This is a genomic window from Paenibacillus aceris (assembly GCF_017874035.1).
In the GTDB taxonomy this organism is placed as follows: domain Bacteria; phylum Bacillota; class Bacilli; order Paenibacillales; family NBRC-103111; genus Paenibacillus_E; species Paenibacillus_E aceris.
This window is the reverse complement of the sequence record NZ_JAGGKV010000014.1, coordinates 64,668-77,448: the sequence shown is the minus strand read 5'-3', so window position 1 is coordinate 77,448 and position 12,781 is coordinate 64,668. Positions and strand designations below refer to the sequence as shown.

10 protein-coding genes are annotated in these 12,781 nt (G+C 47.2%); 8 read left to right on the top strand and 2 right to left on the bottom strand.

Annotation, left to right across the window (positions count from 1 at the left end; translation table 11 throughout):
- Nucleotides 1-68: 68 nt before the first annotated feature.
- Nucleotides 69-920 (top strand): molybdate ABC transporter substrate-binding protein, encoded by an 852-nt coding sequence (modA, locus tag J2Z65_RS22875; protein ID WP_167052528.1) that lies wholly within the window; start codon nucleotides 69-71, stop codon nucleotides 918-920.
- 2 nt (nucleotides 921-922) lie between these two features.
- Nucleotides 923-1,588: a molybdate ABC transporter permease subunit gene (modB, locus tag J2Z65_RS22870; RefSeq protein WP_167052596.1), complete on the top strand. Its 666-nt coding sequence runs from the start codon at nucleotides 923-925 to the stop codon at nucleotides 1,586-1,588.
- Between the two features lie 100 nt (nucleotides 1,589-1,688).
- Here modB and J2Z65_RS22865 read toward each other — a convergent pair whose 3' ends face one another.
- Nucleotides 1,689-2,720 carry a stalk domain-containing protein gene (locus J2Z65_RS22865; RefSeq protein ID WP_167052530.1) on the bottom strand — a complete coding sequence of 344 codons (1,032 nt, stop codon included), beginning with the start codon at nucleotides 2,718-2,720 and terminating at the stop codon, nucleotides 1,689-1,691.
- 214 nt (nucleotides 2,721-2,934) lie between these two features.
- On the opposite strand from J2Z65_RS22865, the gene J2Z65_RS22860 reads away from it, so the two are divergent.
- A complete protein-coding gene (locus J2Z65_RS22860) occupies nucleotides 2,935-3,714 on the top strand; it encodes a copper amine oxidase N-terminal domain-containing protein (protein ID WP_167052532.1) in 780 nt (259 codons plus the stop codon).
- Between the two features lie 51 nt (nucleotides 3,715-3,765).
- Here the strand turns inward: J2Z65_RS22860 and J2Z65_RS22855 are convergent, their stop codons facing one another.
- The gene (locus tag J2Z65_RS22855) at nucleotides 3,766-4,035 is read right to left on the bottom strand and encodes a hypothetical protein (RefSeq protein ID WP_193580751.1); all 270 of its coding nucleotides are present in this window, start codon (nucleotides 4,033-4,035) and stop codon (nucleotides 3,766-3,768) included.
- 662 nt (nucleotides 4,036-4,697) lie between these two features.
- On the opposite strand from J2Z65_RS22855, the gene J2Z65_RS22850 reads away from it, so the two are divergent.
- From J2Z65_RS22850 to J2Z65_RS22830, 5 genes are all read left to right on the top strand, one after another.
- A complete protein-coding gene (locus J2Z65_RS22850; protein WP_167052533.1) occupies nucleotides 4,698-5,816 on the top strand; it encodes a glycoside hydrolase family 88/105 protein in 1,119 nt (372 codons plus the stop codon).
- A gap of 34 nt (nucleotides 5,817-5,850) precedes the next feature.
- Nucleotides 5,851-7,476 carry a glycoside hydrolase family 43 protein gene (locus tag J2Z65_RS22845; RefSeq protein ID WP_167052534.1) on the top strand — a complete coding sequence of 542 codons (1,626 nt, stop codon included), beginning with the start codon at nucleotides 5,851-5,853 and terminating at the stop codon, nucleotides 7,474-7,476.
- Nucleotides 7,473-9,020: a glycoside hydrolase family 28 protein gene (locus J2Z65_RS22840; protein ID WP_167052535.1), complete on the top strand. Its 1,548-nt coding sequence runs from the start codon at nucleotides 7,473-7,475 to the stop codon at nucleotides 9,018-9,020. Before J2Z65_RS22845 ends, J2Z65_RS22840 begins: the two co-directional genes overlap by 4 nt.
- 243 nt (nucleotides 9,021-9,263) lie before the next feature.
- Nucleotides 9,264-11,591, top strand: coding sequence for a helix-turn-helix domain-containing protein (locus J2Z65_RS22835; protein WP_167052536.1), 2,328 nt, complete (start codon nucleotides 9,264-9,266; stop codon nucleotides 11,589-11,591).
- Between the two features lie 222 nt (nucleotides 11,592-11,813).
- Nucleotides 11,814-12,776 (top strand): ABC transporter permease, encoded by a 963-nt coding sequence (locus tag J2Z65_RS22830; protein WP_167052537.1) that lies wholly within the window; start codon nucleotides 11,814-11,816, stop codon nucleotides 12,774-12,776.
- Nucleotides 12,777-12,781 lie beyond the last annotated feature (5 nt).

Genomic DNA, 12,781 nt, shown 5'->3' with positions numbered 1-12,781 from the left:
AAGAAAATAGGCCGTATGTATAATGATTATATCTAAATATAACTAAATATTATTTCGGAGGGGAACCAATGTTTAAAATGGTTAAAAGTAGTATGGTCTTATCTTTCGTTCTAGCGATGACGCTAGTGTTCGCTGCCTGCGGAACAGCAGAGAAATCGACAACGAATCCCAGTGCAAGTACACAAGCACAAAGCACAATTGCTCCCAGTCAAAAACCTGCTGAAACCGTAGAGTTAACGGTATCTGCCGCAGCTAGCATGACGGATGCGCTTAAGGATATTCAAAAAGCGTATGAAACCAAAAATCCAACGATCAAACTAAATTTCAATTTCGGTGCATCAGGTGCGCTGCAGCAGCAGATCGAGCAAGGAGCACCGGCGGACTTATTCCTTTCCGCAGCAACAAAAAATATGAAAGCACTAGTTGATAAACAGCTTATCGATACGAACCAGCAGAAAAAATTATTGACTAACGAATTGGTTGCTGTCATTGCTTCTGATGCCAAAGCACCGATCGGAAACGTTGGGGATTTGTCCAAAGCCGAAGTGAAGAACGTAGCGATCGGCATCCCGGAGAGCGTACCCGCGGGAAGCTATGCGAAAGAAGCGTTAACCAACACAAAACTATGGGATTCCTTACAGTCCAAAATGGTTCAAGGGAAAGATGTTCGACAAGTACTTCAATATGTAGAAACAGGAAATGCGGATGTTGGTTTTGTTTATAAAACCGATGCACTAACTTCCCAAAAAGTAAAAGTCGCATTTGCAGTTGATCCAAAAACATATACACCAGTGGAATATCCGATCGGAATTGTAAAAGCAACGAAGCACAGTAAAGAAGCTGAAGGTTTTTACACGTATTTGCAGTCCAAAGAAGCACTTGACGTTTTCGTTAAATACGGATTTACAACTCTGAATTGATTATGGCCGTTATAAATTGGCATGAATTTTGGACGCCGATCCGATTGTCGCTTCAAGTATCATTGTTATCCAGCCTCATTGTACTTATACTCGGCGTGGGAACTGCTTGGTGGATGTCGCGAAGATCGTTCAGAGGCAAGACCATTCTTGAAACAGCTATTATGCTCCCGCTTGTACTGCCGCCGACCGTGGTAGGTTTTATACTTTTAGTCATGCTGGGCCGCAGAAGCTGGTTTGGGAAATTTATCGAATGGCTATTTGCAGCACCGATCATATTCTCTTGGTGGGCTGCCGTGATCGCTTCGATTGTGGTGGCCTTCCCACTTGTCTATCAAACGATGAAGGTAGGCTTCTCTGCCGTGGACCGGGATATGGAGGCTGCTGCGCGTTCAATCGGGGCGAACGAGTGGCAGGTGTTCAGGTACATCACGCTCCCGCTGACGATCCGCTCCTTAATCTCTGCCTATATTCTAGGATTTGCACGCGGTCTTGGCGAATTCGGGGCGACATTAATGATTGCGGGAAATATACCGGGTAAAACGCAGACCATTCCGACAGCTATTTACGTTGCTGTTGATGCGGGGAATACAACAATGGCTTGGGCGTGGACATGCTCGATTATTATCATTTCCTTCCTTATGCTGTTTCTTACCAGGCAAAGAAGTTAGTTGAATAAAAAAAGTCGCAGAACTCTGCGACTTTTTTTATTCAATCTGCTAGGTATTCATGAGCTGCGGAGCCCCGAAAAGGAATGGCGGCTCCGTCTCTTTAGAATACTCTTCTGGCAGTGACAAAACGCTTTTTCCATTTGTCATCAAATTCCTCAAAATGAACGCCGAGCTCTTTCGAATACGTATGGAGCATCCGGCCGTCTCCTGCATAAATGGCAACATGACCGATATCGAGTCCGCGAGCGCTGAAGAAGAGTAAATCGCCTTTGCGCAGCTCATCAAGCCCGACTTCCTTTCCTTTTAAAGCTTGATCGTAGGAGACCCGCGGAAGATCGACGGACAATACTTGCTTAAACACGTATCGAACGAATGAGGAGCAATCGAACGTGCTGGTTTGGTTCGAATCTGCACCAAATTCGTACGGGGTTCCGATGAATTTGGCTCCGAAAGCAAGCAATTCATCCGCTTTCTTTGCTGCCAAAACCGAATTTGAGTAATCCGTATACATGGTTGCTGCTGAAATGAATCCAATGGCCCCGTCTTTTGTCTGAGCCTCCAACCAACTCGGGTTTATCTCTCGGATGACATGGACGTTCTCGCTCTTCGGAATCATTCGGAGAACTTGCGCATCCGTATTCGGAGCGTCACGGAGGTTTACGCCGTATTCAATCGTGGTTTCATAGTCTTTTGCAGAGGAAATGGTAATCGACCGAGAATAGTCGTGCCATTTCACGAGATTGCCCAGCGTTTCACTAATTAAGCGAAGCGGGATCATCGTAGTTCCCTCCACAATTTTGCCGGAGATAGGCATTTGAATCAGTTCTTTGTTCTTATACGCGGTCATTTCACCCACTCGGTATGTAAATTCAATATCATTTTTCAAAGCAGTAACGGTTCGTGTGGTTTCGTCCCAGGAAACTTTTGCCCCCTCAGCTTCAAAAATAGCACGCAGTGGCACGAGGCTGTAGCCGTTTTCGATCACGGGAGGAGTCTCAAAGGACAATGGATGACCATCTAGAAATACAGGAATTGACGTGTCCGCTTCAGCATGGACGTTAGCTGCAGGGAGCACTCCCATGAGAATTAGCATAAGTGCAGCTCCGGTTTGAATGCTATATTTTAACTTCATATCACATACTCCTTACTATTTACTTAGGTAATGTATATACGCATTAGAGGACTTGTTTGTTGCTTTCCAATTTGTGGGGATGATAGGATTGGGGATAGGCTTGATTAATCAAGGAGGATGAACTGCATTTGAAATTATCCCCGTTATATCCATGACGATGGTGAAGTCCTATGAAATTCGATGAAATTTGTACAGTGAAAGGGAGTTTATTCGTTTGAAATCTATTGCACGTAAAACCACCTTTATCTTGGCCTTACTTCTGCTCTTTATCATCCCGAACGTACACGCGGAAAGTTCCAGTCCAGCTATTGCTGTCTTTTTGAATGAGGAGCAGATTACCTTTGACCAAGATCCGCTATTAGTTGATGGAAATACGCTGGTTCCGTTCCGAACTATTTTTGAAAAACTCGGCTATTCGGTTACTTGGGAGGAGAAAAAACAAGGAGTTTCGGCTCAACGTGAAAGCAATGAAATTCATATGACAATAGGCAGTTCACTAGCCTCTGTGAATCAAATTTCTTATATTCTGGATGCCTCGCCGCAAATTAGAGATGGTGTTACACTAGTCCCTCTAAGATTTGTTGCAGAAGCATCGGGGGCCGCTGTTACTTGGGATCAGGAGAAACATCAAATTGATATGATGATGGACAAAAACGAAGCACCGGAACAGAAAATAAACAGATTGATTAAGGGGTATGCTTCGTCAAAAAGTGCTCATGATTTCATAAGCGCTATTACTAGAAGCACGGGTACAAAGAACAATGGATATGAAGTGAAAGGAATTACTTTTGATGAAAAGGGAAAGGAGGGCATGGTTGAATACACGTTGGATTATTGGGTTAATCAACCCAAGTTAATAAACAGCAGCGCTACGAGTAAAGAAAGTATGAATATAAGCATTGAAATCAAACAAAAAGTTTATGCAGACGAAGATGGCAATTGGCATCTCTCTCCTATTCTTCGAGATAGGGAATATCTGGTTGTACCTAAATAAATGAAAAGGACCCGGGTCTATTAGACACCGGGTTCTTGGTTTCATTCAAAACTACCATGTGAGCCAGCCACTGGTTCTTTTGTAGTTGAAAATGATATCAAATTTTTCTAATCGTACGAATTGATTCATTTTGTTTCTGTATTGTCTGTAATGATCTTTTCGAGCAGATTTAACTTCTTTGTCATAGTGAACGGCTTTTATTCCTTTTCGAACCTCTTTAAGTTTTTCCATTCTTGGATTTTTGAAGCGTTCTTTTTGAGTAAAAGCCTTTTTTGTCGCAATTTCTTTTTCCCAAGCTCTGATTTCTTCTTGATCGAACATGTTCTTCCCCGCTGCGTGGGGTTAGATTATGGTTTGCACCATGACACCATCGCAACTAACGGAAGAAAGTATTGGGATTCAGCATGAGATTCACTCCTTAGAAAGTGTTCTAGCGATCCAATTTTATTATCGAATAAATGCGCCTGGTAAGCAAGCCTCACTTTAGAGGGAACGACGGTCCGCTAATTTGCCCATTGGCTAAAATGCAGGCTTCTGGGGGAAATAAGACCCTGTAGTTTCCCATCATACGTGTAAGTGAGCGAGCGGGCTCAAATAGCGGCTTCTCGTTCCCTTATGCCTGCAGGGAGAAAGTTTCAACCGCCGAAGTCTTGCGTCTCGCAGCGTTACTTCACCAACACCTCCATGACGGTGCTTTCCGTTTGTCCTGTTATAGCCCCCAAATAACTTGTGCTTTTTTCCTTTTTTTAGCCTCCGCATCGCACTGCTCGTTTCATATGCAGCATGTAACCAATATGCTTGAAGCAACTAAGCAATCGGCCGCAGCAGTTTTTTTAAACGAAAATTCAAGCCTATCCAGCCTTTTTCTGTTGAAAGGGAAAGAGGTTTTCTCAAATGCATAGTGTGACATTCCATCCTCAAGCATAATTGTTAATAGTCATGGACGACTTGAAAGGTATAGAGAAGGAAGGCGGGAGAAAAAGATGAACGAATTAGGCCATTGGTCAGTCAAAACAGCGCAAACGATGATGAGAAGCTCCAATGAGAGAGGCTACCATCCGGAAATTGAGCAAAGATGGATGTATGTCAATGGGATGACACTCAAGGCATTGCTTCACGTCGGTGAGCTGACGGGGGAGGATATGTATAGCGAGTATGTAAAGAAACATATGGACTTGTTTGTGCAAGACGATGGTACAATCCGTACCTATACGCTGGAAGACTACAATTTGGATCAAATTAACCAAGGCAAAGCGCTTTTTTCACTATGGAAAAAGACGTCTGAAGCGAAATATGCGCAAGCGGCTTCGCAGCTCATCCTTCAAATCAAAGGGCATCCGAGAACGAGCGAGGGAGGATTGTGGCATAAAAAGATTTACCCGTTCCAAATGTGGCTGGACGGCTTATATATGGCGACTCCGTTCATCGCAGAGTATGCCAGCGTATTCAATGCCCCGGAGCTGTTCGATGAGGCAGCGAGGCAGCTGCTTCTGGTAGAGCGGCATACCCGCGATGCACGGACCGGTTTGCTCCATCATGGGTGGGACGAAAGCCGGGAGCAGCGGTGGTGCGACGCCTCGACAGGAAAATCGAGGCATTTTTGGAGCAGGGGGATGGGCTGGTATGCGATGGCGATCGTGGATGCTCTGGAGCATTTTCCGAAAAATCATCCGCAGAGAGGGACCATTATGGGGGTTTTTGAACGCTTGATGCATGCGCTTGAGCGTGTCCAGGACCCGAAGACAGGGTTATGGTATCAAGTGTTGGATAAAGGCGGCGAGGGAACGAACTATTTGGAAGCGTCAGGGAGCAGTATGTTCGTGTATGCGGCTGCCAAGGGCGTGCGGCTGAAATATCTTTCCGGACAATTTAGGGAAGTAGCCCTGAGAGGATACCTAGGCATATTGAACGGACTAGTAGTGGAAGACGCTGACGGCGTTCATGTTAACGGTATTTGCCACGGAGCTGGACTTGGCGGTAATCCTTATCGAGACGGGAGCTTTGACTACTATCTGCAAGAAAAAGTTGTGAAGGATGTTCTGATGGGGATGGCGCCTTTTCTGCTCGCCAGCGTGGAGATGGAGCGGAGCCAAGGCTGCTAAATCAAGATGAGTGCATACAAGGAGGAGATCATAAATGAGCGTTAGTGAAAGCAAAGTAAGACCGGTATGGTACGCTGATCTGGGGGACGGCACGTATCGCAATCCGATTCTATGCGCCGATTATTCCGATCCTGATGTCATCCGGGTAGGCGAGGACTTCTACATGACGGCGTCCAGCTTCGCAAGCACGCCTGGATTGCCGATTCTCCATTCCAAGGATTTGGTGAATTGGACGTTGATCGGACATGCGATGGACCAACTCCCGGGCGGCTATGATGACCGAGTGCGGCATGGCGACGGTGTTTGGGCGCCTGCGCTTCGATATCATGACGGGAAGTACTGGATTTATTTCAGCGCCCCGGATGAAGGCATTTATATGACAACCGCTGAACACCCGGCTGGTCCTTGGACATCTCTTCATATGGTGAAGGAAGTGAAAGGATGGATTGATCCCTGTCCGTTCTGGGATGAAGACGGGCAGGCCTATTTGGTGCATGCTTTCGCCAAAAGCCGCTGCGGCATCAAGAGCAAGCTGCAAATATGCCGGATGTCGCCAGACGGCACATCGCTGCTTGATGAAGGCAGGATTATTTTCGATGGGACAGACCATCATCCGACGATCGAAGGACCGAAGCTGTATAAGCGTGGAGGCTATTACTATGTCTTTGCTCCTGCCGGAGGAGTTGCCGTAGGCTGGCAGACTGTGCTTCGGGCTGAGGAGATTATGGGACCGTATGAAGATAAAATAGTCCTTCATCAGGGCGATTCGCCTATTAACGGCCCGCATCAAGGGGGCTATGTGGAGCTGGAATCCGGTGAATGTTGGTTTCTTCATTTTCAGGACCGCGAAGCATACGGCCGTATTGCTCATCTTCAGCCCATGAGCTGGGAGCATGATTGGCCTCTTATCGGGCTGGATACGAATGGAGACGGGGTCGGCGAGCCTGTTCTTGTACATAAGAAGCCTGATGTAGGACGCTCATGGCCATTCTCGGTACCTGAAACAAGCGACGAGTTCGATCAGCCGGCTTTGGGTTTGCAGTGGCAATGGCAGGCTAACCATCGTCCGCAGTGGTACTCGCTGACCGCGAACCCTGGACATCTGCGGTTATACGCGCAGCCGCTTCCCGCTGGTGCATCAACCTTGTACGATGCTATGAACATCATTTGCCAAAAGCTCCCTGCTCCAGAATTTACAGCAACGGCGAAGCTAACTTTTACTCCCAGCTACGGCTCTGGCTTCGGCGCCGATTCACAGGAAGAACTGGCCGGCTTGACGGTTTTCGGACATGAGTATCGTTATATCGCACTAAAGTGGGCGGAGGAGGGGCTTGAGATCGTCTTCGTTGAAGGAAATGGCAGCAAGGAGACATCAAGCGAACAAGTAACCGCGCGTGTGCCTGTAGCTGAATTAGCACGAACTATTTATTTGCGAACAATTGCCGTAGAAGAAGCAGTGTTCAGCTTTTATTATAGCTTGGATGGCGTGGCATACCACCGTATTGGGAATGAGTTTGCAGCGGTGCCTGGCGGATGGGTCGGCGCCAAGCTGGGGCTTTTCTGTTTGCAAGACAAACAGGCAGACGCTTGGGTAAGCCAGGGCTTCGTGGATATCGATTGGTTCCGATTCAGCGATGAGAAGGAAGGGTTATCCGTATGACAAGATCACATGAAGAGCTAAGTGTAGCACAAAGCGGATGGACCATGCCGGAGGTGCTGCTTCCGGAAATACCTGACCGCCTGTTCCGGATAACGGATTTTGGCGCTGTCGGTGACGGAAGAACGGACAATACACAATCTTTCCAGAGTGCCATTCGGGCATGCTCCGAAGCCGGCGGCGGTAGAGTGGTGATCCCGGCCGGCTTATGGTTAACGGGGCCGCTCAAGCTTGCCAGCCGCTTAGAGCTTCATACAGAGGCAGGGGCTGTGGTCTTGTTCACGAAGGCGTTTGACGAATACCCGCTTGTTCTATCCAGCTTTGAAGGCATTCCTTCTGTCCGCTGTCAATCGCCTTTAGACGCTGAAGGTTTGGAACACATAGCCATAACAGGCGAAGGTATATTTGATGGAAATGGAGAAGCGTGGCGGCCGGTCAAACGCTGGAAGATGACAGCGAAGCAATGGGCCAGCTTGCTGCAGTCCGGCGGGGTCACAGATGCCGAAGGCGAGTTCTGGTGGCCGTCGGTCGCGGCTATGAACGGAAGAGAGATGACGGAGAAGCTTATTCAGGCAGGCAATCACAATCCGGCAGCCTATGAGGCATATCGCGAGTATTTAAGGCCGAATTTGTTAAGCTTCCGCAGATGCAAGCATATTTTGCTGGACGGTCCTACCTTCCAAAACTCTGCCGCTTGGTGCCTGCATCCATGGGCTTCGGAACATGTCACCATCCGTAATACAACAGTGAGAAATCCATGGTTTGCTCAAAACGGGGATGGACTGGATTTGGATTCCTGCCGGTACGCCATGATTGAAAACTGCAGGTTTGACGTAGGCGACGACGCGATCTGTATGAAGTCAGGCAAGGATGAAGCAGGGCGTGCGTTAGGCATCCCTTGCGAGTATATAACCATTCGGAATTGCATCGTTTATCACGGTCATGGGGGCTTCGTCATCGGCAGCGAAATGTCTGGCGGGGTTCGACGCGTACGCGTCTCTGACTGCACATTCATTGGAACAGATATCGGTCTGCGGTTTAAAAGCGCTCGCGGACGCGGAGGTCTGGTCGAAGAGATCGACATCAGGCGTATACGGATGACGAATATCGTAGGGGAAGCAATCTCTTTCCATCTGTTTTATGCAGGTGTGGAAGGCTCGGGCAGCGCTCAAGAAGAAGCGTTTCCCGTTTCGGAGGGCACGCCGGTTTTTCGCGATATTGCCATTGAGGATGTTACCTGCACTGGTGCGCAAACTGCGCTTGTTGTGAACGGACTTCCCGAAATGCCGCTGGAGAATGTCCGAATTCGTAACTTTCAGGCGGTTTCCCATCGGGGTGTCATCGTGCATTATGCGAATAAATTGGTGCTGGAAAGGCTGCATTTGCAAACAAACGAGGGCCCTGTGATCAAGCTGCATCAATGCAAGGATGTGGAGCTTAAGAAGCTCGGCAATCCCGGCTCGGCGACAGGCGAAAGCATGCTCATTGTCACGGGGGCGGACTCCGATAACATCCGTTATGATGAAAAAGAAGGAATGGCTGTATGAATATGCAGCAGATAACCTATGCGCTCTAAACAACTTCATCGCATTTAATCGGCTATCAAACGACGAAAAAACCCTTATTCCGTAAGGGTTTTTTCGTCGTGAAGACCAAAAGTTATCTGAACTGCATAGTTTGAAGCTGCACATTCTGATATTGTAAGCGATATCATAAGAGGTTCATTGCTTGATGGCTCTGTATGAATATGTAATACTAGTAATATTTCCAATCGGAAGGTTGTGTGGATCTTGCACAAATATTTGCTTCGGCTGCTGGGGTTCAGTCTGATCCTGGGTGCGCTTCCTACCGTTTTTATCGGCATTGCTTCGTATTACATAGCAACTCAGGATGTTGAAGCGAAAGTCAACGAGGCTAATATGCAATTGCTGCTGCAAAAACAATTGCGCGTGGAACAGACAGTTAAATCGCTTGAAGTAACCTCCTTGCAATTTATAAATTCCGCACTTGTCAAAGAAGTGATGAACGAATCTCTGACGGGTGATGATTTTATCCGGGTACGAGAAGTGATGACGGGGCTGTATAATCTGCAGGCCAAAGCGGTGATCAGCGAAGCTTATCTCGTGAACTTGGAGAAAGGCTGGGCGGTTACTTTAGATAAACTGAAGCAGGTTGATCGTCTGGAAAATAAAAATGAATTGATGCTGTATGCCAAACAGCCAGAGAGCTTGTTTTGGAATACACATTTGTTGAATCAAGTTCAATCAACTGGTGGAGATGCGCAGGGTGACGGCCAAGAAACGGGGCCAGCCAATACGCTCAGTCTCATCTACAAGATTCCCATTGTCCCCAAAACCAACTCCCCTAAAGGGATGCTGGTCGTGCAAGTCTCTACCGATGAAATACGCGGTGGACTTGCCTCAAACAACCAATTGGGGACGAATTATGTGCTCGATCAGAAGGGGAACGCCTTTTTATCCACGCCTGAGGATCAAGCGGCTTTCCGTGAGATTAACACAATTATTACGAATAAAATTAGCGGCGACACGGATAAACGCGGTTTTTTCAAAGCAAAAGTCGGAGAAGAGCAGGTGGGGGTCAGCTATCTATCCTCAGGGTATAACGCTTGGACCTTCGTTTCGGTTGTCTCCATCTCTGAAATGACGCAGGCGAGCAAAAAAATCGGCTTGCTCACGGCAGCAGCCTGTGCGTTAATCCTGCTTATCGTTCTGGCTTTTGCATTTTACGGAAGTAAACGCATGTATTCCCCTATACGTAATTTGCTCGAGGTAACAAGCTCGTATGAAGTGGAGCCGACGGCGAATAACCACACAGCACGGCGAGACGAGTTGGCTTATATTCAAGAGAAATTTCAGTCGCTAGCGGTATCGCGCGGACGTTTGGAGAAGCAAATGCAGGGCCAGTCGGTGCATTTGAAGGAGTTTTTCGTGCTGAAGCTGTTTACAGGGCAAATTTCTGACGAGGATTTCACGCATCGCTCGCAAATGTATGGTTTCCCGACGGAATGGAGCTCCCTCGGCGTTCTGACCTTGCAAGTCGATCAACTGCAAGAAACACGCTACCAAGAGCAGGATCGCGAGCTGCTGCTGTTCGCCATTAACAACATTGTTGGCGAGCTGCTGCCTGTTCACACCCGGTTCAGCCCAATCCTGCTGGGCGAATCGCAGGTTACCTTACTGTCGCTGGATACGACAGACCCCGAGGAACTGAAGCTGAAATTTTACCAAACAGCAGAGCTTATTAAGTCAACGGTGGGGAAATACCTCCAGCTGCAGGTCAGTGTCGGCATCAGCAAACCGTACCACAAGCTGTCTGAAACCGTGAAAGCATACGGTGAAAGCCTCGTGGCTTTGAAATGCCGAATAAGTCTAGGTCCTGATATTATCGTTCATTTTGAAGACATTGAAAGCAGCGAACGAGCGGAATCAGCTGTTTACTCGCATTTGAAGCTTATGGAAGACCAGCTGCTGCAAGCGCTAAAGGATGTACAGCTCGATAAAGCGATGGAAGTGTTCCAAACCTATTTATCTACGCTGCTGAATAAAGACGGCTTTCTCCACGAACATCATATTCTTCTCTTGCAGCTGATGTCCCGGATTTTGACAGTCGTACAGGATCAGGGCATTTCGGTGAAAAAGGTGTTGGACGGCGATTCCGCTGTGGAACGCTTGCTCAAACTCCAAACGAGAGATGACATTGCGATTTGGTTTCAAACGAGATTGTTTGCGCCTATTATCGTGATTTTATCGGAGAAGGCAGATTCACAGTATTTGAACATCGCCGACCGGTTGGTTCGGATCATTCATGATCAGTACGATCAAGATATTACATTGGAGTCCTGTGCAGCAGCGCTGAACTTCCATCCCGTATATTTAAGCCGTGTTTTCAAAAGAGAAATGGGCATCCCTTTTAGCGATTACTTATCGGATTATCGGATGAATATGGCCAAAGTGATGCTCGAAACGACCACATTGAAAATTTCTGAAATCGGCGAAAAGCTGCAGTATAAAAATATCAGCGCCTTCATTCGCAACTTCCGCAAAACGTTCGGCATGACACCCGGCAGCTACCGCGAGTTGTTTGATAGCAATAAATAAAAAAAGCTGTTTCCATGAGTGATGATGATCACTTTAGGAAATAGCTTTTTTAGTTTTCTGTTGCATACGCCGGGTTATGCAGGAGGTATTGCAGTATTTTATGGCGATGAGACCTGGGCTATTCATGGGCGGAATGAATAAGTTGTCTGCTAGGTATTTCTATCTATGTAGCCATGGTCAATAATCAAGGCATATCGGTTCAAGTTGGAAGGAGAAGAGAACATGAAGGAGACTGCGCTAGAACCAGCTGCGCCCGTAACCCATGGGCAAAAGCTTCGCAGAAGTGAATGGGTTAGAGATGTAATCAGAGATAAATGGCTCTATTATATGTTGTTGCCGGGAGTTGCCTACTTTTTAATATTCAAGTATGTGCCTATGTACGGAATCGTTATGGCTTTTCAAGACTACAAGCCGCATCTCGGGTATGCGCATAGTCCATGGGTAGGGCTGAAGCATTTTCAACGATTCTTTAGCGAACCTCAGTTTTGGTTGCTGTTTCGGAATACGGTTGTATTAGCGATTTACAATTTGATCTTTTTCTTCCCCTTACCTATCGTATTGGCCTTGATGCTGAACGAGGTCCGAAAAGAACGCTTCAAGAGGTTCGTACAGACGTTGGTGTATATTCCCCATTTTGTTTCATGGGTCGTTGTAGTAGGAATATTCTACATGCTGCTTACGACGGAAAACGGGATATTGAATGAACTCTTATTCCAGCTTACAGGGCATAAAATCGCCTTCCTGATGGAGCCGGAATGGTTCAGAACGATGATCGTCTCCCAGTCCATTTGGAAAGAGGTCGGATGGGGCACCATTATTTTCTTGGCAGCACTATCTGGCGTTGACATGCAGCTCTACGAAGCCGCAAGGATGGATGGTGCAGGACGCTGGCGTCAATTATGGCACATCACGCTGCCGGCGATTTCCAGCACGATCGTTATTCTGCTTATTTTAAGGCTTGGTAACTTTCTGGACGCCGGTTTTGAGCATATTTTCCTGATGCTGACGCCAACGAACCGTGAAGTCGGTGAAGTGTTCGACACCTATGTGTATATGAAGGGGTTAAGTCAAGGTCAATACAGCTACAGTGCGGCAGTAGGTCTGTTTAAATCACTGGTCGGACTCATACTCGTATTGGGCTCAAATTGGATGGCCAAAAAATTCGGTCAAGAGGGCGTTTATTGACGCCG

Coding starts and splice junctions, on each gene's coding strand:
- modA (WP_167052528.1), top strand. CDS start 69: ATGTTTAAAATGGTTAAAAGTAGTATGGTCTTATCTTTCGTTCTAGCG.
- modB (WP_167052596.1), top strand. CDS start 923: ATGGCCGTTATAAATTGGCATGAATTTTGGACGCCGATCCGATTGTCG.
- J2Z65_RS22865 (WP_167052530.1), bottom strand. CDS start 2,720: ATGAAGTTAAAATATAGCATTCAAACCGGAGCTGCACTTATGCTAATT.
- J2Z65_RS22855 (WP_193580751.1), bottom strand. CDS start 4,035: ATGTTCGATCAAGAAGAAATCAGAGCTTGGGAAAAAGAAATTGCGACA.
- J2Z65_RS22850 (WP_167052533.1), top strand. CDS start 4,698: ATGAACGAATTAGGCCATTGGTCAGTCAAAACAGCGCAAACGATGATG.
- J2Z65_RS22845 (WP_167052534.1), top strand. CDS start 5,851: ATGAGCGTTAGTGAAAGCAAAGTAAGACCGGTATGGTACGCTGATCTG.
- J2Z65_RS22840 (WP_167052535.1), top strand. CDS start 7,473: ATGACAAGATCACATGAAGAGCTAAGTGTAGCACAAAGCGGATGGACC.
- J2Z65_RS22830 (WP_167052537.1), top strand. CDS start 11,814: ATGAAGGAGACTGCGCTAGAACCAGCTGCGCCCGTAACCCATGGGCAA.